Source organism: Nitrosomonas sp. (assembly GCF_020852615.1).
Lineage (GTDB): Bacteria > Pseudomonadota > Gammaproteobacteria > Burkholderiales > Nitrosomonadaceae > Nitrosomonas.
This window is the reverse complement of record NZ_JADZAJ010000025.1, coordinates 67558-91928: the sequence shown is the minus strand read 5'-3', so window position 1 is coordinate 91928 and position 24371 is coordinate 67558. Positions and strand designations below refer to the sequence as shown.

Genomic DNA, 24371 nt, shown 5'->3' with positions numbered 1-24371 from the left:
GCAGAGAGGTAATCCAAACATGGAAGCATGGCCGATCTACCTGCTGACTGGGGGCATAGTCGGTTTTCTTGCGGGGTTGCTGGGGATTGGCGGAGGATTGCTGATGGTACCGGTCCTGGCTGCAATTTTTGCATCACTGGGTTTTCCGTCTGATCGTATCCTGCATAGCGCACTGGGGACGACAACAGCAATTATTACACTGACCGCTGTTGCCAGTCTGCGTGCACATCATTCACGCGGGGCGGTGAACTGGCGGATTGTACGTTACATTACGCCGGGAATCATTGCGGGTGCGCTGACCGGTTCCACACTGGCCGGCCAGTTGTCGAGCCGGGTACTGGGCATGATCTTTGTCCTGTTTATTTATTTGGCAGCCACTCAAATGTGGCTCAACCTCAAACCGGGCGCCGGCCACGTTTTACCGGGAAAAACAGGGTTGTTCGTGGCAGGTGGTGTGATCGGTGCACTTTCCAGCCTGGTGGCAATTGGTGGCGGGTTGCTGACAGTACCATTTCTTACAGCTTGCCAGATCAGGGTGCACCATGCCATTGGTACGGCCGCTGCCATCGGATTTCCGGTTGCGCTGGCCAGTGCGGCCGGCTACGCCATCAATGGCTTGCTGCAAACACAACCACTGCCGGATTACTCATTGGGATATATTTATCTGCCTGCGCTGGTGATGGTGGCAATGACAAGTACAGTAACAGCGCCATTTGGAGCCAAAACGGCCCATATCCTGCCGGCAGCCACACTCAGAAAAATTTTTGCGGGTTTGCTTTATCTGCTGGGAACCAGACTGTTACTGGATTTTCAGGGTTGATGTCAGATTTTTTCTAAAAATTTATCCGGATCATGACTGACAACGTATTAAAAAATGGAGTATTGGAGCTTCCGGAATTTTCCGAGCGGCAGATGTTGCACGCCGAGCTGAACGCGGATGTCTATGAACTGATTAACATTCCGTCACAGCTTTCGCAGCTGGTACTGCTGTCTGATCGACAGAAAACAAACCGGGAACGCGAGCTGGTTATCCAGCTTTGCGAACATTTTGGTGTCCGGATTCTTAATGGTACTTTTGATCAGCTGAGTGTTGAACTGGGGGATTTCCGGCTGCGCTGGGAACGGCATACGGAATATTCCACTTATATCTTCTACAGGGATGGCTCATTCGATGAACCGTTTGCCAAACCGGCCATCACTTATGTGCCTGCAGAATGGCTGAAAAAACTGCCTGGAGAGATTCTGGTTGCCACCCATATTGAACTGGAAGATCGCAGACGCCCCAGCCACAGCCTGCGCGAACTGGCTGCCCTGTTTGCTTCGAATGCAGTGATCGGTTCCAGGGTTTCAGCGGGAAGCGCCAGTGTCTGGAGCGATAATCATATTCATCCGGACGGATTTACCCGTTTCCTGGTACACGATGACAATCTGCGCAGCCGTCAGGTGGGCCGGCTGGTGCAGCGCCTGCTGGAAATCGAAACCTATCGCATGCTGACCATTCTTCCGCTGGCCATGACACGCGATATCATCCCTCAGCTGGAACAATATGAAGATCAGCTGGCGGAGCTGATGACGGCCAATACGGCACTTAACACAATCGATGATGAGCAGCAGCTGCTGGTAAAACTGACTGCGCTGGCTTCGGAAATCGAAAGGATTTCAGCGCTTTCCAGCCACCGTTTCGGTGCCTCACAAACCTATCACGCCATCATGCAGCAGCGTGTGACTGAATTGCGTGAAGGGCGGATTGAAGGGCTGCAAATGCTGTACGAATACAGGAAACAGCGCGTGACTTCAGCTATGGGGACTTTCGAGCTGGTACGGACGAGGCTTGAAACATTGTCATTGCGTGTGGAGCGGGCGACTTCGATGCTGCGCACCCGGGTGGATATTTCGATGGAATCACAGATCCGGGATCTGCTCAAATCAATGGATGCACGGGCACACCTGCAACTGCGTCTGCAGGAAACAGTGGAAGGACTGTCAGTTGTCGTGCTGAGCTATTATCTGCTTGGAATCACCGGTTACGGCCTCAAGGCGATCAAGGCAGCGGGACTGGATATCGACATTGAGCTGATGACCGGTATTGCAATACCGGTCATCATCACCATTGTATTTTTTGCCATTCGTAAATTTCGCCGAATAGTGAGTAAATCCGCTTTCAGCGAAGGGAAAAGAAGCAAATAAACCAGTTGTCCGAAACTTGAGCATGCATGACAGCAGGATGGAGCCGGCTAGTGCCTGATTGCCAGGGTTAATACACCGGTAGCGACCAGGGCGATACCCAGCCATTCATTCCAGGATGGTCGTTCACCGAGAAATGCAAAAGCAAAAACAGCCACCAGGACAAGGCTGAATTTATCAACGGGTGCCACTTTGGAGGCATCGCCAATTTGCAGTGCGCGGAAGTAGCATACCCAGGATGCTCCAGTCGCCAGGGCGGACAGACCGAGAAACAACCATGTTTTGGCAGGGAGCTCAAACGGATTGCTCCATTTTCCGGTGACCCAGATAAATCCGGAGAGAATAAACAGAATAATAACGGTACGAACCAGTGTGGCCAGATCAGAATCAACCCCCTGAACACCAATTTTGGCAAAAATTGCGGTCAATGCCGCAAAAACGGCTGACAGCAGCGCCCAGAAAAACCAGCTTTCCGGTGTCATCATGATTTGAAGTATGTATTGACTAATTGCATATCAGCCTGTTTTTCATCAGGGTAAGCGCCACAGCCAGAGAGCCAGTGCCAGTACCAGCCCGAGCAGGGCAACCGTCAGGTTAACCATCAGCCCCCATTTTGCGGCATAACCGGGCGGAAACTCATCCGGCGTCAGTGTCCGCAGAACAGCCGCATACTGGCGGGCGGAATAGATTGAAGTCATTGCGCCCAGAATAATAAAGGCCACGCCCAGCCAGAACATAACTGTCAGCTGATTCAGGTTGATTGCTTCAGGTGCAATGGCTCGCGCAAGCCTGCCCGAGCGCTCCACCACGAATCCGAATGCAATGAGAGACAGACTGGTACGGTTCCAGGCGAGCAGGGTCCGTTCGGCAGCAAACAGCACTCTCGGATCTTTCAAATCTGACACGCCACCCTCCTGCCCGTCCAACTGAGGTTTTTAGGATCATGCATGTTTCGCTGATCCGGGATCTACCCGATTCCATTCAATTGCCCGGCTGCGCCAGTGATCTTCGATTGCCTGGACAAATTCCCGGTTGACCAGTTTTGCCCGGTTTTCGCACCAGAGCGGTGAATCACAGCGAATGACGATACCTTCAACCTTGCCGTTGCGGTAGTGGCTTTGGGCTTCATCGAGCAGCTGAACAAGCCGGTTTCGCGTTATCTTCGTTCGCCTGAGCAGGGGCACTGTGGTGAAATTCAGTTCCCGGGCGAGTCGGTTGCGCCGCTCAACACTCCAGAATTTTCCTGCTTGCCGATCGTAAACATCAAACAGCAAAAACCAGTCAGGCAGTCTGCTGTAATCAAGTGAATGTCTCGCAGCGCACCATTCACCAAACAGGATCAGCTCTGGTGTCAGGGCTCGCCTGAGGATTTCCCTGTGCTGACCCAGCCAGCTGTTCAGACGGGAAAACTGGCCGGAAAAAGGTTGCGGCAGATACTGGCCACGATTTTGCACGCGCAATTCGCCTTGTGTGTCCAGCGAAATACCCAGATTGGCACCATCCAGCTTTTCTTCGATGAGTACTTCATCCTGCAGCAAGGCGGCTATCTCTGCATCAGACAGGATTTTGTCATCTCTGGGCTGACCCTGCCCCAGCCAGAGCAGGTGAGGTGTATTAGGGAAACGGAAGAATTCAGTCATGGTTATCTGTTTGCTTTTTCTGCATGTTTTGCGCGTGACCATTCCTCAATAATGGGTTCCAGTGATAATCCCGCCTGTATCAGTGCCTGCTCCCAGTCATGCCAGTCGGTATCGCCGGCAAAGGCAATTACGCTTTCTCCAAAATATTTTGTTGCTTCCAGCGCGGCGGCGACCATTTTCCGGTCAGCCAGATCGTGTACCACCGAATTCAGTGGAGGCGGTAACAGAGCATGGCCGTTGGCATCATACTGTACATCGACATTATCCACTGCCGCCGTGCTCCATTTGTGGATCACCACCTGAATCCCGTAATCGTTGAACCCGAGTTTACGGTCATACTCTTCCTTGATTTTACCGGCAGAATCGAGCACCAGTCTGGCCGGGCTGTTTTCAAATTCAACCAGCCACTGCCATACCCGGAAGCGCAGCGCCGGATCCCGGGGAGTGACATCAATATCTCTGGGGGCTGTCGGGCTGGCTGCACTGGCCGTAATCAGCACATTGGTATCCACCACATAACGTTGCTTCATTTCCTGTGCTGTTCCTGATGATGGATGTGCATCAATCGTGCCTGTTCACGTGTTTCACCCAGTGCATCTCCGAAAAAGTATTCGGGCCAGTTGCTTACCCGGCCGAATGTATCGACTTCCAGTTTTCGCAATACTGCGTTATTTGCTTCTCTTTCCACGAAAAACATGGCGACCTGTTCAGCTGAGGTTTCTTTTCGTGCGATCAGGGTTTGCATGCGGCGGAACAGATGCTCCGAGTGCGTTTCCACAATAAACTGGATGTGACGCGACCGGCTCTGTGCAACAAAGAATTCTGCCAGCACGGCTTGTGCCAGCGGGTGCAGGTGCACTTCGGGCTCTTCCAGAATCACGGTACTGCCAGGTGGAGCAAAACAGGCTGCAGTCAGTACGGGCAGTACCAGCGATACACCAATACCGACGTCGCGCAGATTGGAGATAATGCCATCCTTATGCACCAGAATTTCGTAGCGGCCGGAGCGGCCCGGCTGTTTGATTTCCAGTCTATCTGCCACTTTCATTCTGTTCAGCCAGAATGAAACTTCATTCAGCAGCAGATGCTGTTCCTGATTCCGGGATAATGCACTGGCAAGCAGTATGTCGATAGTGCGATGGCCATCACTTTCAATCTGACCAGGTGTTGTATTGTTCCAGACATAATCCCGTTCCGGTTTACGCCGCAGCGGGCCAAGGTAGCTGATATTTTCCAGTGTGCGGCGAATGGCCAGGCTAAGATCTTCCGCCAGCGCACCTTCATTTCCCAGTGTGGCAATCGCTTCTGCCGGAAACGCGATGGAGCGTTCTGGTGCCAGATGACAGCCTTTGGCACGCGGGCGTGGTTCATCATTCACCAGGATTGCGTAGTTTTCCTTTTCCCGGCGGATCGCCTGAAAGCAGTGCTTTCCGGTGGCCAGCACCATTTTCCGGATAACAGTATTGCCTTTTACTGTCTGGTAACTGCAGGAAAACCGGCCGCTATGCACTCGTGAGTGTGTCTGTGAGGACGGGTCGGTATTCCGGAAAGTGAATGCGATGGAAAATTCATGAGGTGAGGGGGCGCCACGTTTCAATACATCGCTAAAGCTGCCAAAGTTAAAAAAATCACTGGCTTCATTACCGCCCAGATTAAGGTGAGTGGTGCGATCTGGAGATTGCACCGTCTGTTTCAGCAACAGCAGGCTCTGGATGAGTGAAGATTTACCGGATGAATTGGTGCCCAGCAGCATGGTCACGGGTTCGAGTGCAATCGTACCGGTATCTTGCCAGGCTTTGAACTGGATCAGTTGCAGGGAAGTGAGCATGATTCGATTAATGTTTTGTTATAACCGGCCTGGATCCGGAACGGGTACAGCCAGCCAGCGTTATAATAACGCTGTAAATAACCTGATTATCAGGAAGACCTTATATTTAGTGTACAGGCAGATAAAAATGGAACGTGAGAAACTGGAGTTGCCGGAGAATGGCAAAAAATTACTGCTGCATTCCTGCTGTGCGCCCTGTTCGGGTGAAGTGATGGAGGCGATCATGGCTTCCGGGATTGATTTTTCCATCTTTTTTTACAATCCGAATATCCATCCGCGCAAGGAATACGATTTGCGCAAGGAGGAAAATGTCCGTTTTGCCGAGAAGCATGGCATCCCCTTTATCGATGCAGATTATGACATGGATAACTGGTTTGATCGGGCCAGGGGGATGGAAATGGAACCTGAACGCGGAATCCGCTGCACCATGTGCTTTGATATGCGATTTGAACGTACAGCGTTGTATGCCTATGAAAACGGATTTGATGTTATTTCCAGCTCACTGGGTATTTCCCGCTGGAAAAACATGGAGCAGATCAACGACAGCGGTGTGAGAGCCGCCGCGCCATATCCGGGGATCATCTACTGGACGTATAACTGGCGCAAGAAGGGTGGCTCTGCACGCATGCTGGAAATCAGCAAACAGGAAAAGTTTTACATGCAGGAATACTGTGGCTGCGCTTATTCATTCCGCGATACCAATAAATGGCGGGAAGCAAACGGCAGAGAGCGTATCCGGATAGGGGAAAAATACTATGGGAGCGACCCGGCTGAATGAGGCGGGGAGAGGTACTGTAAGAAACGGGTTACCGGATAGCGGCAGATGGCTGGCGTGATCCGTTGGACTGTCCGGTAACGCTTGGTCAGGGAATAACCGTGTTGGAATGGAAATGTGCCTATTTTTTGCCGGAGCCGCTTTTCTGGCGCATTTTCTTGTCCAGTTTCTGCATCTGTTCAGGAGTGAGCACTGATTTCAGGCTGGTGTGAGTTTCTTCCTGAATTGCCTGTAACTTCATTTTTTCCTCATTGAATACTGCTTCAACTTTCGTTTTTTCATCGTTGAGGATAGCTTCAACCTGAGAGCGCTGTGAATCATTGAGCCCCAGTTCTTTTGCCATACGATTGACTACTGTACGGCTGTCAGCAGGCTGGGCCGGTTTTTGTGCAAATGTAACGGTAGATGACAGCAGCAATGCTGAAACCAGGGTGACAATCATGGTGTTTACGGTCATGTAAATCTCCTGAATGTTTGGGATTGTGGCTGGTGCGCCACCCGGGTTTCAGGCCGGGTGGCAGGCAGGCTATTGGATTAGAACAGTCCGGAAATGGAGCGAGTCAGTCCGTTGGTTAATTCGGGGGCCGCTTCTTCGTACTGAAGATTGACTTTGTTGGCTGTGCTGACGACGCGAGTGCGATATTTGTTCATTTCGCTGACTTTGGAGGAAGTCTGTCTTCTGGAGCCGCCTACGCCCTGTTTGGCATCCTGCTGACGATCTTCACGCACAATGACACCGCCTTCTGCCCGTTCAGCGATTTCCACGTCAGTAATCGCCATAAAAGTGACATCTTTTACTGCAGCGCTGGCAATGGTGTCAGCAATACCGAATGCCGCAGCACCGGCAAGACTGCCAATTCCGGCACCACCCCAGCCGCCAATGGCCGCTCCTGTCGCTGCACCTACTGCGGTACCCAGTGCAGCACTGCCCAAGCCACCGTAGCCCGCCTTCAGTGCGGCTTCGGCTGCAGTCGGGCTGGCTTTTTCAACACTTAATACATTGACCTGCAGCCAGTAATGTGCTTCTTTGGGGTTGCTGGTGACGCGATAGCCTCTGGTCTGCAATGCCTGGGCAACGCTGGGGGCAATATCAAAATTGGTTTTGTCGGAGGTATTGCGAATGTTGATATAGATAACTTTTTTACTTGGCTCAACCGGGTCAAGAAAAATGGTATCGCTCATTTTGGTTTGTACATCCAGATCTTTCTTCGCAATGGAGGTATGCACCGCTGCACAACCACCCAAAGTTAAAGAAAGCGCCAGAATGCCTGACAGAACCCAGTTTGATTTATTCACGGAAACCCCCATTTCATCTCCTGACATTGATATCGAAAATTAAAGAATAAAAAATTGTTGCCAATATGACTCTGCTGCCCGCAAATTTTAAACCGGTGACTTACCAGCCATAGTAATAGGGGAGGTAACTGCCGAGACCATAGTAACCGCCATAGTATGGCCGGGCGTAGCCCCCAAAATAACTGCCATAACCGTAATTTCTGCCTGAGACGCACCCCAGGCCAATACAGGCGGGAGCAGGGCTTGGCGCTGCTATCTGTGACACCCCTTTCCGGGTTGCTTCTTTCAGCGCAGAAGTCAGCTCTGCGTCACTGGGAACATTAAATGGCCTGTTGAGGGTTTCGGCATTGAGTCGCCGTTGAATTTCACTGATGTCCTGAGCCCATGCTGCTGTGCTGCCAGCCAGAAAAAATAACAGGCCGGCGTAAATCATCAGGTTGGGTTGTTTTGCGCTCATGTTACTGCCTCCTTGCTATAAAGTGACATTCATAACGGAATACTGCATTAATTATTAACCGCCCATATTACCGGAATACAGAAAAACAGCCTGTTTTTTTACGAAGATTCATCCGGTTCGGGATCTTCCGCCCGGGGGGCACCGGCCTGCATCTCTGCTGGATGTATCTGGCTTGTGGTGCTTCCGGGAACCCTGGGTGTGGCGCAGACAACGTCCGCATTTTGTGCACGGTGACGCAAGGCGTGATCCATCAGTACGATGGCCAGCATAGCCTCCACGATGGGGGTTGCGCGGATACCGACACAGGGATCATGTCTGCCGTGAGTTTCCACCAGTGCGGGGTTACCCGCTTTATCAACTGATTGTCGCGCCAGGCGGATGCTGGAAGTGGGTTTGATCGCGATACTGACAGTGATTGGCTGGCCGCTGGAGATTCCGCCTAAAATCCCGCCAGCATTATTGCTCAGGAATCCTTCGGGCGTGATTTCATCTGAATGTTCGGTTCCTTTCTGGGTAACGCTATTGAACCCTGCGCCGATTTCAACCCCCTTGACGGCATTGATATTCATCATGGCGTGCGCAATATCAGCATCCAGCCGGTCATAAACCGGTTCACCCCAGCCAACAGGCACACCTTCTGCCACCACGTTGATTCTGGCACCGGCTGAATCACCCGATTTGCGCAGGCTGTCCATGAATGTTTCCAGCTTTGGTGCATAGTCACTGTCTGCCACAAAAAATGGATTCCGGCCAACGTCATCCCAGTTTTTGAAAGGAATAGCAATCGGGCCAAGTTGCGCCATATAACCCCGGATAACAATACCAAAACGCGCTTTCAGCCACTTTCTGGCAATGGCGCCAGCCGCCACACGCACCGCTGTCTCCCGGGCGGATGAACGACCTCCTCCGCGATAATCACGAATACCGTATTTTTGCCAGTAGGTGTAATCCGCATGACCGGGACGAAACACATCCATGATTTTGCTGTAATCCTTGCTGCGCTGATCTTCATTACGGATCAGCAGAGCGATCGGTGTACCTGTCGTTGTGTTTTCAAATACACCGGAGAGAATTTCCACCCGGTCTGCTTCACGCCGTTGCGTAACGTGCCGGGAAGTGCCGGGTTTACGCCGATCCAGCTCTTGCTGGATATCCTCGGTTGATAAGGTTAATCCGGGCGGGCATCCGTCCACGATACAACCAATCGCCGGACCGTGAGATTCACCGAATGAAGTAACACAAAACAGCTTTCCGATGCTATTGCCAGACATGACAAATCCTTGGTTAAACGGGGAAACGCAAAGTCTAACATAAGCCCGGATGCGCAGATTGGCCGGAAGCCACCTGTCAGCACGGTTTCAGCGTGCCAATTCAGGGTTGTGCAGGTAGAATTGACCGGAAAAACCGATTGGCGAACAGCAGCATCATACGGGAGGTGTTATGAATTTTTCACAAGTCAAAGATTACCTGACTGATTTACAGAACAGAATCGTAGCAGGGCTGGAACAGGCCGATGGCCAGGCTTTCCGCCGTGATACCTGGGACCGCCCGGAAGGCGGGGGAGGGACCAGTTGTGTGATCGAGGAAGGCAATGTGCTGGAGCGTGGAGGGGTCAATTTTTCGCATGTGTTTGGCAAGGGACTGCCTGCCTCGGCCACTGCAGCCCGGCCCGAGCTGGCCGGCAGGGCATTTGAAGCGGCAGGTGTTTCGCTGGTGCTGCACCCGCGCAATCCTTACGCCCCTACCGTTCACATGAATGTCCGCTTTTTTGCAGCGACCAGAGAAGGGGCGGAACCAGTGTGGTGGTTTGGCGGCGGGATGGATCTCACGCCTTATTACGGCTTTGAAGAAGACGCCATCCATTTTCATCAGACCTGCAAAGATGCACTGCAGCCTTCCGGCAGCGAATACTATCCGCGTTTCAAGAAATGGTGTGATGAATACTTTTACCTGAAACACCGTAAGGAGCCGCGCGGGATAGGCGGGGTATTTTTTGATGACTTCAACCAACCGGATTTTGCCACCTGTTTCAACCTGACCAGAAGTGTCGGGGATCATTTTCTGGCGGCGTATGTGCCAGTTCTGCAAAGGCGTTGTGATCTGCCTTATGGCGAGCGTGAGCGGGATTTCCAAGCTTATCGGCGTGGCCGTTATGTGGAATTCAATCTGGTATGGGATCGCGGAACGCTGTTTGGCCTGCAGACAGGAGGGCGGACCGAATCTATCCTGATGTCACTGCCGCCAATCGTTAAATGGCGTTATGACTGGTCACCCGTGGCGGGCAGCCCGGAAGCGAAACTTTATACCGATTTCCTTACGGGTAGAGACTGGCTGTCGCCTGGCTGACAGCACAGTGCTGCAGGATGATGTTTTTCAGGACATGCAGCTTGCCGTGGAAGAAATGTTCAGCACCGGGGATAACTGTCACTGGCAGTATTTGCGGCGTTGCCCAGTGCAGGACACTCTGAAGCGGCACAATCGTGTCCTGATCGCCCTGAATAACCAGAATATGTTGCGCGTGATCAGCTACAGGCGGGGCGTGTAAACGCTCGACTGATGGTGCGACCAGCACCAGCCGGTGTGGCTTCAGCTGCTGTGCGGCATGTGCCTGAACCCCGCCTCCGAATGAAAATCCGGCCAGTATCAGCGGCAGCGGTTCCGGCCCGGTGTCGTATTGCTCGCGCATGGCCCGGGTGACCGCAATAACATCCTCGACTTCCCCTTTGCCATCCGCATAACTGCCTTCACTGGCCCCTACGCCACGGAAGTTGAACTTTACCGTGATGTACTGCTGTTCGATGAAAGCCCGGCTGAGGATGTAGACGATCTTGTTGTCCATGCTGCCCTGATAAAGCGGGTGTGGATGCGCCACAACAGCAAGGCCGCATGGCGGACCTTCCGGCAGCATGATGACCGTTTCCAGCCGGCCGGCCGGACCGGTAACAAAGCATTTCTGTTCATTCAGCATGGATGATAAATCCTGTAACAGGTGACTGTTTTATGACGGGTAATTATAGTGCAGGGTGCTTTACCGCAGAATACTTTACCGGATAGTGAATCTGTATCCGCCTGATCCTCCTGGTGCCTGATATTCCCGGATCAGATCAGCGGCCGCAACGGAAAACCAAACCGAATAAAATCTGACAAAACCTGATCGTCGGACTGAGTGAACTCAAACACAGTGACCGACCGAATATAGGCGAATCTGGTGGCTGCATACCAGCAGTTACTGATAATCGGGGAAGAGATTGCCGGGACGGAAACCAGGCACAATGAATTTCTGCGGGAGCCGGATCTGCCGCTGCTGCCATGAGGTTGCCTGATTTTTTGTATTCCCCCGCATTTATCAGACAGGGAATAATCAGATCTTCAGCCGTTCGACGATCTGCCCGTTTTTGAGATGGGATTCAATGATCTCATCAATATCTTCCTGATCAACGTAGGTGTACCAGACTTCTTCCGGGTAAACGACAATAACCGGACCTTCACTGCAGCGGTCCAGGCAACCGGCACTGTTGATGCGGACTTTTCCTTTGCCGGCCAGCCCGAGTGCCTTGATGCGTGCTTTGGCGTAGTCGCGTATTTCCCGGGCGTGGTGATCGTTGCAGCAGCGTTCGCCGTTGGCACGCTGGTTGGTGCAGAAAAAAACATGGTGCTGGTAATAGGTCATGTGTTTTATCTCAGTTTGATTTCAGTCCATATCCGGCTGAGCAGCCGGCGCCGGGTGTGGTCAATATCTTCCAGCATTTCCAGCCGGGCAAATTGTGCTGCTTCCGGAAAAATGGCGGTATTGGCGATGATTTCGGGTTGAATATACGGTCTGGCAGCCAGATTGGGATTGCCGGAACCGGTCAGGTTGGTCAGTTCGGCGGAATTTCCGCCTTCCAGCATGAAATTGATGAAGCGGTGAGCCAGATCGGGGCGATGTCCGCTATGGTGGAGCACCATGCTGTCGAGTGACAGCACGGCACCTTCCCTGGGGATGGCAAAATCGATACTGAACCGGCGCCCAGTTTTTTTTGCATCCTGTGCAGCCTGAAACATATCGTTGGAATAACCGTGGGTGACCCACAAATTACCGACTGCCAGTTCACGAATATAACTGGTATTGCTGAAAGCAGCCCAGTAGGGTTTGGCGCGGATAATCAGGGCTTTAGCCTGCTGCCAGTGATTTTCATCGGTATCGTTGGCGGAATAACCCAGATATTTGAGCGCGGCTGCCATCAGTTCGCGCTGGCTATCGAGCACGGTGACGCGCCCTTTGATTTTCTCCAGGTATCTGGGTTCAAAAATGATTGCCCAGCTGTCAGTTGGCAGCCCCAGTTCCGCCAGTTTTTCATGGTTGAATCCCAGCAGGGTCATGGTATAGGCATAAGGGACGGAATAGCGGTTGGCCGGATCAAATACGGTCCCAAGGTAATGGGGATCAATATTTTTCAGGTTGGGAAGCTGTGATTTGTCCAGTTCACGCAGGGCGTGCTGATGGATCAGCGTATCCATGGCATTGCCCGTGGGCACCAGTATGTCATACCCGCTTGCACCGGCTGCCAGTTTAGCGAGCAGTTCCTCGTTGTCGGAGTAATAATCCTGCGTTACCCGGCACTGACATTCCTGTTCAAAATGTTCAATCGTCTCCTGGCTGATGTAGTTGTTCCAGTTGAACAGCCGCAGGATGTTATCGTGTTTGCCGGCGGTGTTTTCTGTAACGTGATCCCGGGAGGTGCAGCCAGCCAGCATGACAAGCAGGCAGAGCAGATAGAGCAGACAGGCCAGAGCGTGGCGGATACTCACGATTTTTTTTCTCCCTGCAGCATGCCGGAATCCAGGCGATTGGCAATGATGATCAGCACCAGCGTCAGCAGCATGAACAGCGTGGAAATGGCGTTGACCTCCGGCGTGACAGCAATCTTGATCATGGTATAGATCTGGATGGGCAGAATCGGTTCGCCTACTCCCTTGGTGAAGAAGGTGATAACAAAATCGTCGATCGACAGCGTGAACGACATCAGCGCCCCGGCGACCACCGCAGGCATGATCAGTGGCAGGGTAATCAGCCGGAATGTCTGCCAGGGAGTCGCACCCAGATCGCGGGCTGCTTCAAAAATACTCTCGTCCATGCCTTGCAGACGGGCGCGCACGATGATGGCAACAAAACCGATACAAAAAGTGGTATGGGCAATGATGATCGAAATCATCCCCAGCGTCAGGTTCAGCACCTGTAGAAAGAACAGCAGCAGCGAAACACCCAGCAGGATTTCCGGCATGGCTACAGGGGTGAAGGCGAGTACCGGCAGGAATCTGAGACGGAAGCGGTGAATCGCCAGTCCTGCCATGGTTCCCAGGATGGTGGCGAGCAGGCTGGCGCTGACGGCAATGATCAGCGAATTACGCGCGGCCAGCAGCATTTCTTCGTTTCTGAACAGCTTGTAGTACCAGTCCAGGGTAAAACCGACCCATTCCGCGTTCAGGCGGGAATCATTGAACGAATACACCACCACAATGACCAGCGGAATATAGAGGAAGGTGTAAACCAGACTGGCAGTAAGCCATAAGGTCAGATTGGGACGTTTCATGGCAACTCTTTATCTGGAAACGCGTGGACGGGCCAGCAGGGTGGATAATCCGGCGACACACAGCACGGCCAGCATCAGCATGATGGAAAGCGTGGAACCGAACGGCCAGTCGCGCGTGCCCAGAAACTGGTCCTTGATCAGGTTACCGATCAGAATATCGCCGGTGCCGCCCAGAATATCCGGTACGGCAAACATGCCCAGTACCGGGATAAATACCAGCGCGGAGCCGGAAAACACGCCCGGCAGCGATTGTGGCCAGGTGACCAGCCAGAACCGCTGCCAGCGGTTTGCACCGAGATCCTGTGCGGCATCGAGTAATACCGGGTCATGTTTTTCCAGATTGGTGTAGAGCGGCAGGATCATGAATGGCAGATGGACATAAACCATGCCGACGATCACCGCAAATGGTGAAAACAGCAGCATGACCGGTCCGAACCCCAAAGCCTGGAGGAGATGGTTAACAAAATGGCTGAATGCTGATTCCGGGCCAAGAATGATCATCCAGGCATAAATACGGATGAGAAAATTGCTGGCGAAAGGCAATACAACCAGCAATATCATCAGGTTGCGGTATTTTTTGGCACTTTGTGCAATCAGCATGGCAACCGGATAAGCCATGGCCAGGCAAATCAGGGTGGTGGCTGTTGCGACAGCAAACGACTTCAGGAAAATTTCCGCGTACAGGACATCGCTGAAAAAGAAACGATACGTTTCCAGTGTCATCCCGTACAGACCGGAATCTCCCTCGGCGGTTGCCGTTTCCGGTGCGGAGAGTGGTGCCAGCCCGCCAAATTCCCCCGGATAGCGGAAGGAAGTTACGATCATGAGCAGGCTGGGTGCTGCAAAAAACAGCAGCAGGAACAAAGTGGGTGGCAGGCTCACCAGCCAGCGTGTCAGACGGAGTTTATTCATTGTTAATCCATCAGAAAATGGGCAGCTTCCGGTAGCCAGCTTACGACTACCGGATCATTCACTTCAAAGAAACGCGCCCGCCCGGGGGAGGAATTTGCCAGCAGCGCTTCCATGCGAATGCCGCAATCCAGCTCGACGATGTAGGTGGTGACATCGCCAACATAAAGAAAATCAAGCACTTTTCCGGTATAGGCATGGGTAAGCTCTGCCTGACTGGCTAAAGCATGTACCCCTACCTGTTCCGGGCGAATCGCCACCACGCCCTGATCGCCGGTTTTGATACCGGGCTTGAATGGAAGCGTGGTGGTGCCGAGCTTGTCAATTTCCAGTGTCATGTTCTGACCGGAAATCTGTGTGACATGCGCTTCCATCAGATTGATCTTGCCGATGAAGTCGGCAATGAAGCGGTTGGCCGGAGAGCCGTAAATCACGGAAGGATCTCCAATCTGCTCAATCTGCCCCTGATTCATGACAGCAATCCGCTGCGACAGTGCCAGCGCCTCGTCTTGCGAGTGGGTGACAAAGATAAACGTGATGCCGACTTCTTTTTGCAGGTGAATCAGCTCACGCTGCATATCTTCCCGCAACTTGGCATCGAGTGCGCCAAGCGGCTCATCCATCAGCAGCAATCGTGGCCGGTTGATCAGTCCGCGTGCAAACGCCACCCGCTGTTTCTGCCCGCCGGACAATTCGTGTGGAAAGCGTTGTGAAAACCGGGATAACTGCACTTCTTCCAGTGCTTTTTTTACGCTTTCTTTAATTTCATCCGGCATTTTCCCTGACATTTTCAGTGGAAAAGCGATGTTATCCGCCACGGTCATATGCGGAAACAGGGCGTAACTCTGAAAGACGGTATGGATGGGACGTTTTTCGGGGGGGGTGCCGGCAATATCCTGGCCGTCAAGCAGTATCTGCCCGGAATCGGGCACGTCGAATCCGGCAATCATGCGCAGCAACGTTGTTTTTCCGCAACCGGACGGCCCCAGCAGGGTAAAGAATTCACCTGCCTCGATTGACAGGGTGACAGCATCTACCGCAGTGAAGTCGCCAAAGCGCCGGGTGACGTCGCGTAACTCAAGTAACGCCATGACTTTATTCCAAAAAGCCGGATTCTAGCAAAATTGATTCAGTCAGGTTAGGGATCCTCTGAAAAACGTTGGCGCAGCAGTCAGCACAAGATAAAAACAGGTGAGAAAACGCAGTTTACAGAGTGTAAATGTGCATTTTGAAATGGTTTTTAACGTGGTGATGAATGCAGATTGTTTTTCAGAGGATCTCAGGGGTTTAGAGGTAAATCCGGACAAGCAGCAACCCTGCCAGCAGTAATGCAAGCAGCGCCAGTAACCGGCTTTGCCGTTTTTGCTGTGTGACCAGTTCAGCCAGCCTGTCTTCCAGATTCTGAGTGCGTTCCTGGCTCAGGTTGTAGTGCACCAGGCGGGGGAATTGCGGCAGAATAACCGCCCAGTTGGTAGCTTCTTTCTGAAGATGTGTAACCAGCCCGCGTATTCCAACCTGCTCTGCCATCCAGTTTTCCAGAAAAGGTTTGGCCGTTTTCCAGAGATCGAGATCCGGATCGAGATCCCGGCCGAGCCCTTCAATATTGAGCAGGGTCTTTTGCAGCAGAACCAGCTGTGGCTGGATTTCAACATTGAACTGGCGTGAAGCCTGGAACAGGCGCAACAGCACACGGCCGAAGTAGATTTCTTTCAGCGGCCGGTCAAAAATCGGTTCGCACACGGCACGAATAGCAGATTCAAAATCGTCTACACGTGTGTTTCTCGGTGCCCAGCCGGCTTCAATATGGGTTTGTGCCACACGGCGATAATCGCGGCGGAAAAAAGCCAGAAAATTCTGTGCCAGATAGTTTTTATCCTGATCGCTTAGTGAGCCCATAATGCCGAAATCCACGGCAATATAGCGGCCATCATCTCCCACAAAGATATTGCCGGGGTGCATATCAGCATGGAAATAACCATCCCTGAACACCTGGGTAAAAAATATTTCCACTCCCATGCGGGCAAGCTGCGGAATATCAATTCCTTTGGCGCGCAGTTTATCCACATGGCTGATGGGCGTGCCGATTACCCGTTCCATCACCATGACTTCCGGATGGCAGTAATCCCAGTACACCTCTGGAACCAGCAGCAGAGAGGAATTCAGGAAATTACGCCGTAACTGGCTGCAGTTGGCTGCTTCCCGAATCAGATCGAGCTCATCTCCCAGATGGCGGGCAAATTCCGCCACCACCTCGCGCAGCTTCAGCCGTTTCCCATCCGGCCAGATGGATTCAAGCAGCCAGGCGCCGGTTTCCATCAGTGCCACATCATGCGCGATTACCGGTGCGATGGTGGGTCGCAGAATCTTGACAGCGGCTGGTGTGCCATCCTGCAGCACGGCAAAATGCACCTGGGCAACCGAGGCGCTGGCGACAGGTTCATTGCTGAATTCAAGAAAGACTTCATGAACCGGTTTACCGTAAACGGTTTCCAGAATTCTGATTGCCTGTTCCGAAGGAAAAGGGGGTACCCGATCCTGCAGTAACGCCAGCTCCACCGCAAAATCATCGGCAAGCAGATCGCGACGGGTGGACAGCATTTGCCCGAATTTGATGAAAATAGGGCCCAGTGCTTCCAGTGCCAGGCGCAACCTGACTGCACGCGGTAATTTGAGCCGGGAGCGAAACGGCAGCAAAGCGGAAACCAGTTTGAGCGGGCGCAGGCGAATCCGGGAGAGCAGGATCTCATCCAGACCGAAACGGAACGCAATCAGGATGATTTTGAACAGGCGGAAAAAACGCATGGAATAAGTTGACCGATTGAGTGAAATTACCGGCAGATCAGGCCGGTATCGTCGCAGTACACAGAGTGATACAGTGTTGCGGGAATCCCGGTCATTGATCTGCTCCGGGTAGATGACCGGTTACTGCGGGAAAAGATGTAACCAGCCTGCCAATTCGTTCTTCCAGCCGCGACAGTTGCTGCTGCAGGGAAGAAGTTTCAGATACCAGCTGATGAAACCGTGCCCGATTGACAATGGCCGGTCGTTCTTCGCTGAGAAACTCGCCCAGCGACCGTGAAACAGCATGAATGCCATCCAGATGCCAGCGCACCAGCTCCTGACCGGTTAAGGTTACTCTCCGTGCGAATACATCGCCGATGACCGAGCTCAGGTTTTCTTCGATTTCAGCCTGAAAAATTTTACCCGTATAAATCAGGGTATCAGCCAGTACCGGATCACCGTGTGCAATGATTTTTCCAAAAGCTTCCCTGTCACCGGAAGCAATGCGTGCAGGAAGTCCGGCAGGGATATCGAGTGTCACCGTTACCGCCCTTGTTTGCGCATCGTTACCGGCGGCCGTGAATTGTCCTGCCTGCGTAATCGCAACGTACAGATCTGCAAAAGCATCAATGCGGAAACAGACTGTTTCGCCGGCATGTGCCTGCAACCGCTGCCTTATTTGCCCTGATCTGCCGGTCAGGCGATTCAGGCAACTGATCAGAGGGCGGGTAAAAATGGATGAAACAGATGACTGGGCAGATGGCAGAGTGATCATTACCGGGAGCAGGTTATCAGCGTAACCACCGTTTGGGCGAGTGTTATGGGTGTTACCGGACAGATCAGGCGCGTATCCGGTAACAGGTCAGTTCGCCAGATTATAACGCGATTTGGCAGATGAACTGATCGTGGTCGTGGTGATGGTGTTTTTACCCAGCCGATTGACGATAACTTCGGATAAGGAAAGCTGATCTTTCAGTGCGAGTTCGGTCAGGATTTTCCAAGCTTCGTTTGTCACGCTGATGGTTTTATTCGGTTCAATATACCTCAGTCTTTTTTCCTGTCTTCCTCTGGCGACACAGATGGCCTGTTTGATTTCTATCCATTGATTTTCATTCAGCCATTTATGGCACCACGCATTGAAGCTGTCCGGATCGGTTCGTGCCTGCTGGTACTCCTGTCTGGCCATAGCCCGCCGGGATTCGATTTCACTGAGCCAGTCGGGCTGAGTGTCCAGCTGATGATCAATAAAACTGACTGCCGCATTTCTGTCCTGCTGCCGGATGATGTAAGTCTGATTAGTCATTTTTTTATTGTTATTTAACTTGTCGTCTGGATTACCGAAATAAGACTGGTGAGCTGTGGATGAAATACTACAAGGGAATACGACCTGTTTGCAACGAAATACGACGAAAATTCCTGTTGTATCAGGCTTCTACAGTAATTGTAACCCATTGCGGATGTCTCCTTTTGCCGACAATTTATGACGATGAGAAAGTAAGTGCCGATATAACCAAGTACTGGTGACAGTTTAGGGGGCAACAGAAATGAAGCCGGTTTATCAATTTATTCGAAACTACATATTTATTCTGCAGCAGTAATCTGTTGCAAATTTCAGACAGGAGTCCGCATGAGTACTGATCTCGAGCAGTTTTATCAGATATTTTTTGAAGAAGCAGGTGAGCTGCTGGCAGAGATGGAAACACGCCTGCTCAGGCTGGATATTCAGTCACCTGACCCGGAAGATTTGAATGCGATCTTTCGTGTGGCGCACTCCATCAAAGGGGGCGCGGGTACGTTCGGCTTTACTGATATGGCGGGGCTGACTCATGTGCTGGAATCGCTGCTGGACCGGCTGCGCAAAAATGAGCTCGTCCTGCGTGCTGAAATGGTGGATGCTTTTCTGCATGCCAGAGATGTACTGAGACATCAGCTTGATGGACATAAAGGCAGTGGTTCGGCTGATCCGGCAGAAGTGGAAGCGGTTAACCGGGAATTGAAAGAGCTGGAAATGGATACCGGCAGCAGTCATACAGCAGCACAATCCGCGCCAGCCGAACCATCTGTCCCGGTTGCGGCAGAACAAATGCCGGTTTCGGCCCTGGTTTCTGCTGCTGAAGCATCTGCATCGGTTCCAGCGGTAAAAGGGGGAATTACCTACCGGATCGAATTTGACTGTACCAATCTGGCTCAGCCGGTGATGGATAAGCTGATGCTCGATCTGGAGCGGCTTGGGGAGGTGGAAAATTTATCCGATCCGGCCAACGTGGCGATTTGTACCTTGCAGCTTTCCACGCCGATGAGTGAAGAAGATGTGTGGGAAACGCTGGCTTTTCTGGTTGATCCTGCCAGTCTGCTCATCAGAGAAGCTGAAAAAACAGCAGGCAGCTCGCCATTGGCCGCCGTTACACCTGAGACACCTGAACCCGTTATCGAAAGCGCGCCTGAGCAATCGCCCGTGATGGCGCGTACCCAGCCTGTCTTATCTGAACAGACTGAGCCACAGGCCAGGATCGCAACACCGGCAGCATCCGGTGTTATCAGCTCAGACAGTCCGGAAAACACGGCGAAATCCGAAGTAAAACAGGTGGCCGAAGTTATTGGTGCGCCACGCGCGAAACAGAAACCTTCAGCAGATCAGGCCAATGCAAACAGCGAATCTTCCTCGATTCGTGTCAGCGTTGAAAAAGTGGATCAAATGATCAATCTGGTCGGGGAACTGGTGATTACCCAGGCCATGCTGGCTCAAACCGCGAGCCAGATTGACCCGGTCATTTTTGAAAAACTGCTCAACGGTCTCAATCAGCTGGAACGCAATACCCGTGACCTGCAGGAAGCGGTCATGTCGATCCGCATGATGCCCATCAGTTTTGTATTCAGTCGGTTCCCGCGAGTCGTCAGAGATGTTGCTTCCAAGCTTAACAAGCAGGTTGAGCTTAAAACGGTGGGTGAAGGTACCGAGCTGGATAAAGGGCTGATTGAAAAAATTACCGATCCGCTGACGCATCTGATTCGCAACAGTCTGGATCATGGCATTGAAGCACCGGAAAAAAGAAAGGTCGCGGGCAAACCTGAACGCGGCACGATTACGCTGCGGGCATCGCATCAGGGCGGCAGCGTTGTGATTGAAGTATCAGATGACGGTGGCGGGCTCAATCGCGAAAAAATCCTGGCCAAAGCGTGTGATCGCGGCCTGTCTGTGAATGAACACATGAGTGATCAGGAAGTGTGGATGCTGATTTTCGAGGCCGGTTTTTCCACTGCCGATGTGGTGACAGATGTCTCCGGTCGTGGTGTAGGCATGGATGTGGTCAGACGCAATATCGAGGGACTCGGCGGACGGGTGGAAATCGACTCGGTTACCGGGAAGGGAACGAAGATTTCGATCCGCCTGCCGCTGACGCTCGCCATACTGGATGGCCTGTCGGTTGCCGTGGGGGATCAGATGTTCATCATCCCGCTGGCCTATATCACTGAATCACTTAAGCCTGCTGCGGAGGACATCCGCACCATACAAGGCCAGGGGCGTGTGGTACAGGTGCGCGGAGAATACCTGCCGGTGATTGCCCTGCATGAAATTTTCAGTCTGGAACCGGCTGTCAAAAACATCCATGAGGGCATTCTGGTGATCCTCGATGCCGAAGGTAGCAAAGCCGCCATGTTTGTCGATACGCTGGTCGGCCAGCATCAGGTGGTGATCAAGAGTCTGGAAAGCAATTATCGCCGGGTGGCCGGGGTGTCGGGTGCCACCATCATGGGGGATGGCAGCGTTGCCCTGATCCTCGACGCCGTGGGGCTGGTCAACGTCACGAAACAGAGAATGGTCCATGCCGCGTAATAAATGGATCAAATTTCTGTGGGAACAGCCGTTAAAACAGCTACCCAATTCGTGCACTTTACTGAGGAGCAAACCATGTTGTTGACCCAAGCCGCAGCTGCTAATACAGGCGAATCACTTAATCCGGTCAGAAATCTTGCCAGCAGCGAATTCCTGATTTTCCGGCTGGGAAAAGAGGAATACGGTATCGAGATCCTCAAGGTCCAGGAAATTCGCGGGTATGACGCTATTACCCGCATCGCCAATGCCCCCGAATTTATCAAGGGGGTCATCAATCTGCGCGGTGTCATCGTGCCGATCGTTGATATGCGTATCAAGTTCAACCTCGGTGAAGCGCTCTACGGCCAGTTCACCGTAGTCATCATCCTGAACCTGTCCGGACGCGTCATTGGCATCGTGGTGGATGGTGTTTCCGATGTCATCAATCTGGATACCGAACAGCTGCGCCCTGCCCCGGAGTTTGGCGGAGTGATTGATACCGAATACATCATCGGACTGGGTACCGTGGAAGCGCGCATGCTGATTCTGGTGGATATCGAGAGGCTTATGAGCAGCCCGGATATGGGCATTCTGGAACAGGCAGCAAAATAACCGGATGGATCAGCTCCCCGGAACAAAATATTAATCATTTTCAAGGCAAGTCACTTAAATCGGGAGAAAAAATGTTGCAGAACATGACGATCAAATCACGGCTGATTCTTATGATTGGTCTGCTGTCCATCGCGCTGGTCAGTATGGGGGCGATAGGGCTGTACGGTTCGTATCAGTCTAAAGCAAAACTGGAATCGATCTATGAAGACCGGGTGATAGCTCTTGAGCATTTTTCAAGCATTATGGTCGCGCTGCAGCGGATACGCGTTAGTGCACTGCTGGCAGCCAATCTGCGCGATAGCGATGGTGCACGGCAGCGGGCAACACAAATTATCAGTGATGATGCCGAGCTTGGGGAGCACTGGCGGCAATACAATCTCACAAAAATTGTTCCGGAAGAACAGATACTTGCCAATCGTTTTGTTGAGCTGTGGAAGTCTTATCAGGTTGCACGCAACGTGACTCTTGATCTGGCAATCAAGGGTGATTTTGATAGAGCCATGACTCACGCGACTACAGATGTTGTACCTAAATATGATGTGCTTTTTACTGCGTTATTGAAGCTGGTAAAAATGCAGGAGGACATGGTTTCGCAGGAATATGAAGCATCACAGGCCAATGCTACCCAGATGATTTTTACCACCATCATTCTGGTTACGCTGGGCATTCTGCTGGCGGGCGGGATGGGTTTTGTGCTGATCCGTGGTATCAGCCGTTCGATCAGTCAGGCTGTGCAGGTCGCGGATGGCATTGCCAACGGGCATCTGGATCAGCACATTGAAATAACCGGGCACGATGAAATTTCCGTGCTGTTGAGATCAATGCACAAGATGGTGGATGTCTTGAACAGCTTTACCGCTGCCCAGAAGAAAATGCAGCAGCAACACGAAGCAGGTGTAATCAGTTATCGGATTCCTGCCAGTAAATTTCCAGGCAGCTACGGTGAAATTGCCAGCACCGTCAATGATCTGGTGGCAGCCCATATTGCCGTCAAAATGCGGATAGTCGAAATTGTTACACGTTATGCACAGGGGGATCTGTCAGTAGATATGGATCGCCTGCCCGGTGAGAAAGCAAAAGTGACTGAAGCAATGGACAAGGTCAAGGCCGGTATGCAGGCGGTTAATAACGAAATCAAATATCTGGTGGAAGGGGCAGTGGCAGGTGATTTCTCCCGCCGGGGCGATGCCGGCAAATACCAGTATGAGTTCCATGCCATGGTAAGCAATCTCAATCAGTTGATGCAAACCTGTGAAACCAGCCTGGAGGATGTCATCCGCATTATGGATGCGCTGGCGGAGGGGGATCTGACCCAGAAGATCACGCGGGAATACCAGGGTATGTTTGCCACCATGAAGGATGATGCAAATGTGACGGTGGGACAGCTGTCCAATATCGTCCGGCAGATCAAGGATGCCACCGGGCTGATTACCACTGCTTCAAAAGAAATTGCTGACGGCAATTCGGATTTGTCACAACGTACTGAAGAGCAGGCGGCCAATCTGGAAGAAACCGCCGCCAGCATGGAGGAACTGACCTCGACGGTGAAGCAGAATGCTGACAATGCCCGTCAGGCCAATCAGCTGGCAGCTTCGGCTTCCGATGTGGCGGTGAAAGGCGGTGAGGTCGTCAGTCAGGTGGTACAGACCATGAGTGCGATCAATGACAGTTCGAAGAAGATTGTCGACATTATCAGCGTAATTGACGGCATTGCCTTCCAGACCAATATCCTTGCGCTGAATGCGGCGGTGGAAGCGGCACGTGCCGGTGAACAGGGGCGCGGATTTGCCGTGGTGGCAACGGAAGTGCGCACACTGGCACAGCGTTCGGCAGCCGCCGCCCGGGAAATCAAGGAGCTGATCAGCAATTCAGTGCACAAGGTGGAAGATGGCACCCAGCTGGTCGATCAGGCCGGCAGGACGATGGAGGAAGTGGTGATGTCGGTCAAGCGTGTGACCGACATCATGGGCGAGATTTCGGCCGCTTCACAGGAACAGAGCCAGGGGATCGAACAGGTCAATCAGGCGATTACGCAGATGGACGAGATCACGCAACAGAATGCGGCGCTGGTGGAAGAAGCGGCAGCCGCTTCCGAATCCATGCGCGAACAGGCAGAACAGCTGTCCCGTGCGGTGGCAGCATTCAAGCTGGAACAGGGCATGACATTGGCGCAGACGGCCGGCTCACCGCTGGTTGAACGGCGCGGCCCCAACCGGGCGACCAACGTTGAGCGCCTGCCGCAAGCAAGGAGCCACCGAAAAGCCGCTTCCTCCGGGACATCCTCCTCTGTTCCAACCGGAACGGATGGCGACTGGGAAGAGTTCTGACATGAAACAGGATGCATGCCTTCCTTTACCTGAATAAACAGGAAGGGGTTTATGGATTACCACGCCGCTTCACTGCCCGCGAAGACGAGAGGGTGATTCCTGCCCGTGAAAAAGAAGAGGGTGGTTGCGGTTCGCGAAAGCGGAGCAGTGTTTCAACGAATAATATAATTTACTG

25 protein-coding genes are annotated in these 24371 nt (G+C 52.5%); 7 read left to right on the top strand and 18 right to left on the bottom strand.

What is annotated here, in order from left to right:
- Window positions 1–19 precede the first annotated feature (19 nt).
- Window positions 20–820, top strand: a complete 801-nt coding sequence (locus tag IT527_RS06485) for a sulfite exporter TauE/SafE family protein (RefSeq protein WP_292967710.1) — start codon at window positions 20–22, stop codon at window positions 818–820.
- A gap of 32 nt (window positions 821–852) precedes the next feature.
- Window positions 853–2187, top strand: a complete 1335-nt coding sequence (locus IT527_RS06480) for a DUF3422 domain-containing protein (RefSeq protein ID WP_292967709.1) — start codon at window positions 853–855, stop codon at window positions 2185–2187.
- A gap of 47 nt (window positions 2188–2234) precedes the next feature.
- Here the strand turns inward: IT527_RS06480 and IT527_RS06475 are convergent, their stop codons facing one another.
- The 5 genes from IT527_RS06475 to IT527_RS06455 are packed head-to-tail and all read right to left on the bottom strand — an operon-like array spanning window position 2235 to window position 5652.
- Window positions 2235–2666, bottom strand: coding sequence for an EamA family transporter (locus IT527_RS06475; protein WP_292967730.1), 432 nt, complete (start codon window positions 2664–2666; stop codon window positions 2235–2237).
- Window positions 2667–2714: 48 nt separating this feature from the next.
- On the bottom strand, window positions 2715–3089 hold the full coding sequence (locus IT527_RS06470) for a DUF202 domain-containing protein (RefSeq protein WP_292967708.1): 375 nt from the start codon (window positions 3087–3089) through the stop codon (window positions 2715–2717).
- Window positions 3090–3125: 36 nt separating this feature from the next.
- Window positions 3126–3824 carry an RNA ligase family protein gene (locus IT527_RS06465; protein WP_292967707.1) on the bottom strand — a complete coding sequence of 233 codons (699 nt, stop codon included), beginning with the start codon at window positions 3822–3824 and terminating at the stop codon, window positions 3126–3128.
- Between the two features lie 2 nt (window positions 3825–3826).
- Window positions 3827–4354 (bottom strand): hypothetical protein, encoded by a 528-nt coding sequence (locus IT527_RS06460; RefSeq protein WP_292967706.1) that lies wholly within the window; start codon window positions 4352–4354, stop codon window positions 3827–3829.
- The gene (locus IT527_RS06455; RefSeq protein ID WP_292967705.1) at window positions 4351–5652 is read right to left on the bottom strand and encodes a DUF3696 domain-containing protein; all 1302 of its coding nucleotides are present in this window, start codon (window positions 5650–5652) and stop codon (window positions 4351–4353) included. The genes IT527_RS06460 and IT527_RS06455 overlap by 4 nt, the downstream gene beginning before the upstream one ends.
- A gap of 127 nt (window positions 5653–5779) precedes the next feature.
- On the opposite strand from IT527_RS06455, the gene IT527_RS06450 reads away from it, so the two are divergent.
- Complete coding sequence (locus IT527_RS06450) at window positions 5780–6430, top strand: epoxyqueuosine reductase QueH (protein ID WP_292967704.1); 651 nt, start codon at window positions 5780–5782, stop codon at window positions 6428–6430.
- Between the two features lie 118 nt (window positions 6431–6548).
- On the opposite strand, the gene IT527_RS06445 is transcribed toward IT527_RS06450, so the two are convergent.
- From IT527_RS06445 to aroC, 4 genes are all read right to left on the bottom strand, one after another.
- Window positions 6549–6884 carry a hypothetical protein gene (locus IT527_RS06445; RefSeq protein WP_292967703.1) on the bottom strand — a complete coding sequence of 112 codons (336 nt, stop codon included), beginning with the start codon at window positions 6882–6884 and terminating at the stop codon, window positions 6549–6551.
- Between the two features lie 77 nt (window positions 6885–6961).
- Window positions 6962–7723, bottom strand: a complete 762-nt coding sequence (locus tag IT527_RS06440) for a complement resistance protein TraT (protein WP_292967702.1) — start codon at window positions 7721–7723, stop codon at window positions 6962–6964.
- A gap of 100 nt (window positions 7724–7823) precedes the next feature.
- On the bottom strand, window positions 7824–8180 hold the full coding sequence (locus tag IT527_RS06435; protein ID WP_292967701.1) for a hypothetical protein: 357 nt from the start codon (window positions 8178–8180) through the stop codon (window positions 7824–7826).
- 98 nt (window positions 8181–8278) lie between these two features.
- On the bottom strand, window positions 8279–9451 hold the full coding sequence (aroC, locus tag IT527_RS06430; protein WP_292967700.1) for a chorismate synthase: 1173 nt from the start codon (window positions 9449–9451) through the stop codon (window positions 8279–8281).
- A 169-nt stretch (window positions 9452–9620) separates the two neighbouring features.
- Between aroC and hemF the strand changes: the two genes are divergently transcribed.
- Window positions 9621–10526 carry an oxygen-dependent coproporphyrinogen oxidase gene (gene hemF / locus IT527_RS06425; protein WP_292967699.1) on the top strand — a complete coding sequence of 302 codons (906 nt, stop codon included), beginning with the start codon at window positions 9621–9623 and terminating at the stop codon, window positions 10524–10526.
- Here the strand turns inward: hemF and IT527_RS06420 are convergent.
- The 9 genes from IT527_RS06420 to IT527_RS06380 form a co-directional block, all read right to left on the bottom strand.
- Entirely contained in the window at window positions 10495–11148 is a 654-nt protein-coding gene (locus IT527_RS06420; protein WP_292967698.1) for an alpha/beta family hydrolase, read from the bottom strand. The two genes, hemF and IT527_RS06420, sit on opposite strands and share 32 nt — an antisense overlap.
- 393 nt (window positions 11149–11541) lie before the next feature.
- Complete coding sequence (locus IT527_RS06415; RefSeq protein ID WP_292967697.1) at window positions 11542–11850, bottom strand: (2Fe-2S) ferredoxin domain-containing protein; 309 nt, start codon at window positions 11848–11850, stop codon at window positions 11542–11544.
- 5 nt (window positions 11851–11855) lie between these two features.
- The gene (locus IT527_RS06410) at window positions 11856–12917 is read right to left on the bottom strand and encodes a spermidine/putrescine ABC transporter substrate-binding protein (RefSeq protein ID WP_292967729.1); all 1062 of its coding nucleotides are present in this window, start codon (window positions 12915–12917) and stop codon (window positions 11856–11858) included.
- 50 nt (window positions 12918–12967) lie between these two features.
- Window positions 12968–13753, bottom strand: coding sequence for an ABC transporter permease subunit (locus IT527_RS06405; protein ID WP_292967696.1), 786 nt, complete (start codon window positions 13751–13753; stop codon window positions 12968–12970).
- A 9-nt stretch (window positions 13754–13762) separates the two neighbouring features.
- The gene (locus IT527_RS06400) at window positions 13763–14665 is read right to left on the bottom strand and encodes an ABC transporter permease (protein WP_292967695.1); all 903 of its coding nucleotides are present in this window, start codon (window positions 14663–14665) and stop codon (window positions 13763–13765) included.
- Window positions 14666–14667: 2 nt separating this feature from the next.
- Window positions 14668–15753, bottom strand: a complete 1086-nt coding sequence (locus tag IT527_RS06395) for an ABC transporter ATP-binding protein (protein WP_292967694.1) — start codon at window positions 15751–15753, stop codon at window positions 14668–14670.
- 196 nt (window positions 15754–15949) lie between these two features.
- Window positions 15950–17464, bottom strand: a complete 1515-nt coding sequence (gene ubiB, locus IT527_RS06390) for a ubiquinone biosynthesis regulatory protein kinase UbiB (protein WP_292967693.1) — start codon at window positions 17462–17464, stop codon at window positions 15950–15952.
- Window positions 17465–17555: 91 nt separating this feature from the next.
- Window positions 17556–18218 (bottom strand): hypothetical protein, encoded by a 663-nt coding sequence (locus tag IT527_RS06385; RefSeq protein WP_292967692.1) that lies wholly within the window; start codon window positions 18216–18218, stop codon window positions 17556–17558.
- Window positions 18219–18305: 87 nt separating this feature from the next.
- Complete coding sequence (locus IT527_RS06380; protein ID WP_292967691.1) at window positions 18306–18746, bottom strand: hypothetical protein; 441 nt, start codon at window positions 18744–18746, stop codon at window positions 18306–18308.
- A gap of 324 nt (window positions 18747–19070) precedes the next feature.
- Between IT527_RS06380 and cheA the strand changes: the two genes are divergently transcribed.
- The 3 genes from cheA (at window position 19071) to IT527_RS06365 (ending at window position 24196) form a co-directional block, all read left to right on the top strand.
- Window positions 19071–21278: a chemotaxis protein CheA gene (cheA, locus tag IT527_RS06375; RefSeq protein WP_292967690.1), complete on the top strand. Its 2208-nt coding sequence runs from the start codon at window positions 19071–19073 to the stop codon at window positions 21276–21278.
- A gap of 75 nt (window positions 21279–21353) precedes the next feature.
- Window positions 21354–21869 (top strand): chemotaxis protein CheW, encoded by a 516-nt coding sequence (locus IT527_RS06370; RefSeq protein ID WP_292967728.1) that lies wholly within the window; start codon window positions 21354–21356, stop codon window positions 21867–21869.
- Window positions 21870–21940: 71 nt separating this feature from the next.
- On the top strand, window positions 21941–24196 hold the full coding sequence (locus tag IT527_RS06365) for a methyl-accepting chemotaxis protein (protein ID WP_292967689.1): 2256 nt from the start codon (window positions 21941–21943) through the stop codon (window positions 24194–24196).
- Window positions 24197–24371: the final 175 nt, after the last annotated feature.

What these genes read in the sequence shown, in the direction of transcription:
- IT527_RS06485 (WP_292967710.1), top strand. Translation starts at nt 20, where the DNA reads ATGGAAGCATGGCCGATCTACCTGCTGACTGGGGGCATAGTCGGTTTT.
- IT527_RS06480 (WP_292967709.1), top strand. Translation starts at nt 853, where the DNA reads ATGACTGACAACGTATTAAAAAATGGAGTATTGGAGCTTCCGGAATTT.
- IT527_RS06475 (WP_292967730.1), bottom strand. Translation starts at nt 2,666, where the DNA reads ATGACACCGGAAAGCTGGTTTTTCTGGGCGCTGCTGTCAGCCGTTTTT.
- IT527_RS06465 (WP_292967707.1), bottom strand. Translation starts at nt 3,824, where the DNA reads ATGACTGAATTCTTCCGTTTCCCTAATACACCTCACCTGCTCTGGCTG.
- IT527_RS06460 (WP_292967706.1), bottom strand. Translation starts at nt 4,354, where the DNA reads ATGAAGCAACGTTATGTGGTGGATACCAATGTGCTGATTACGGCCAGT.
- IT527_RS06455 (WP_292967705.1), bottom strand. Translation starts at nt 5,652, where the DNA reads ATGCTCACTTCCCTGCAACTGATCCAGTTCAAAGCCTGGCAAGATACC.
- IT527_RS06450 (WP_292967704.1), top strand. Translation starts at nt 5,780, where the DNA reads ATGGAACGTGAGAAACTGGAGTTGCCGGAGAATGGCAAAAAATTACTG.
- IT527_RS06445 (WP_292967703.1), bottom strand. Translation starts at nt 6,884, where the DNA reads ATGACCGTAAACACCATGATTGTCACCCTGGTTTCAGCATTGCTGCTG.
- IT527_RS06435 (WP_292967701.1), bottom strand. Translation starts at nt 8,180, where the DNA reads ATGAGCGCAAAACAACCCAACCTGATGATTTACGCCGGCCTGTTATTT.
- aroC (WP_292967700.1), bottom strand. Translation starts at nt 9,451, where the DNA reads ATGTCTGGCAATAGCATCGGAAAGCTGTTTTGTGTTACTTCATTCGGT.
- hemF (WP_292967699.1), top strand. Translation starts at nt 9,621, where the DNA reads ATGAATTTTTCACAAGTCAAAGATTACCTGACTGATTTACAGAACAGA.
- IT527_RS06420 (WP_292967698.1), bottom strand. Translation starts at nt 11,148, where the DNA reads ATGCTGAATGAACAGAAATGCTTTGTTACCGGTCCGGCCGGCCGGCTG.
- IT527_RS06415 (WP_292967697.1), bottom strand. Translation starts at nt 11,850, where the DNA reads ATGACCTATTACCAGCACCATGTTTTTTTCTGCACCAACCAGCGTGCC.
- IT527_RS06410 (WP_292967729.1), bottom strand. Translation starts at nt 12,917, where the DNA reads ATGCTGGCTGGCTGCACCTCCCGGGATCACGTTACAGAAAACACCGCC.
- IT527_RS06405 (WP_292967696.1), bottom strand. Translation starts at nt 13,753, where the DNA reads ATGAAACGTCCCAATCTGACCTTATGGCTTACTGCCAGTCTGGTTTAC.
- IT527_RS06400 (WP_292967695.1), bottom strand. Translation starts at nt 14,665, where the DNA reads ATGAATAAACTCCGTCTGACACGCTGGCTGGTGAGCCTGCCACCCACT.
- IT527_RS06395 (WP_292967694.1), bottom strand. Translation starts at nt 15,753, where the DNA reads ATGGCGTTACTTGAGTTACGCGACGTCACCCGGCGCTTTGGCGACTTC.
- ubiB (WP_292967693.1), bottom strand. Translation starts at nt 17,464, where the DNA reads ATGCGTTTTTTCCGCCTGTTCAAAATCATCCTGATTGCGTTCCGTTTC.
- IT527_RS06385 (WP_292967692.1), bottom strand. Translation starts at nt 18,218, where the DNA reads ATGATCACTCTGCCATCTGCCCAGTCATCTGTTTCATCCATTTTTACC.
- IT527_RS06380 (WP_292967691.1), bottom strand. Translation starts at nt 18,746, where the DNA reads ATGACTAATCAGACTTACATCATCCGGCAGCAGGACAGAAATGCGGCA.
- cheA (WP_292967690.1), top strand. Translation starts at nt 19,071, where the DNA reads ATGAGTACTGATCTCGAGCAGTTTTATCAGATATTTTTTGAAGAAGCA.
- IT527_RS06370 (WP_292967728.1), top strand. Translation starts at nt 21,354, where the DNA reads ATGTTGTTGACCCAAGCCGCAGCTGCTAATACAGGCGAATCACTTAAT.
- IT527_RS06365 (WP_292967689.1), top strand. Translation starts at nt 21,941, where the DNA reads ATGTTGCAGAACATGACGATCAAATCACGGCTGATTCTTATGATTGGT.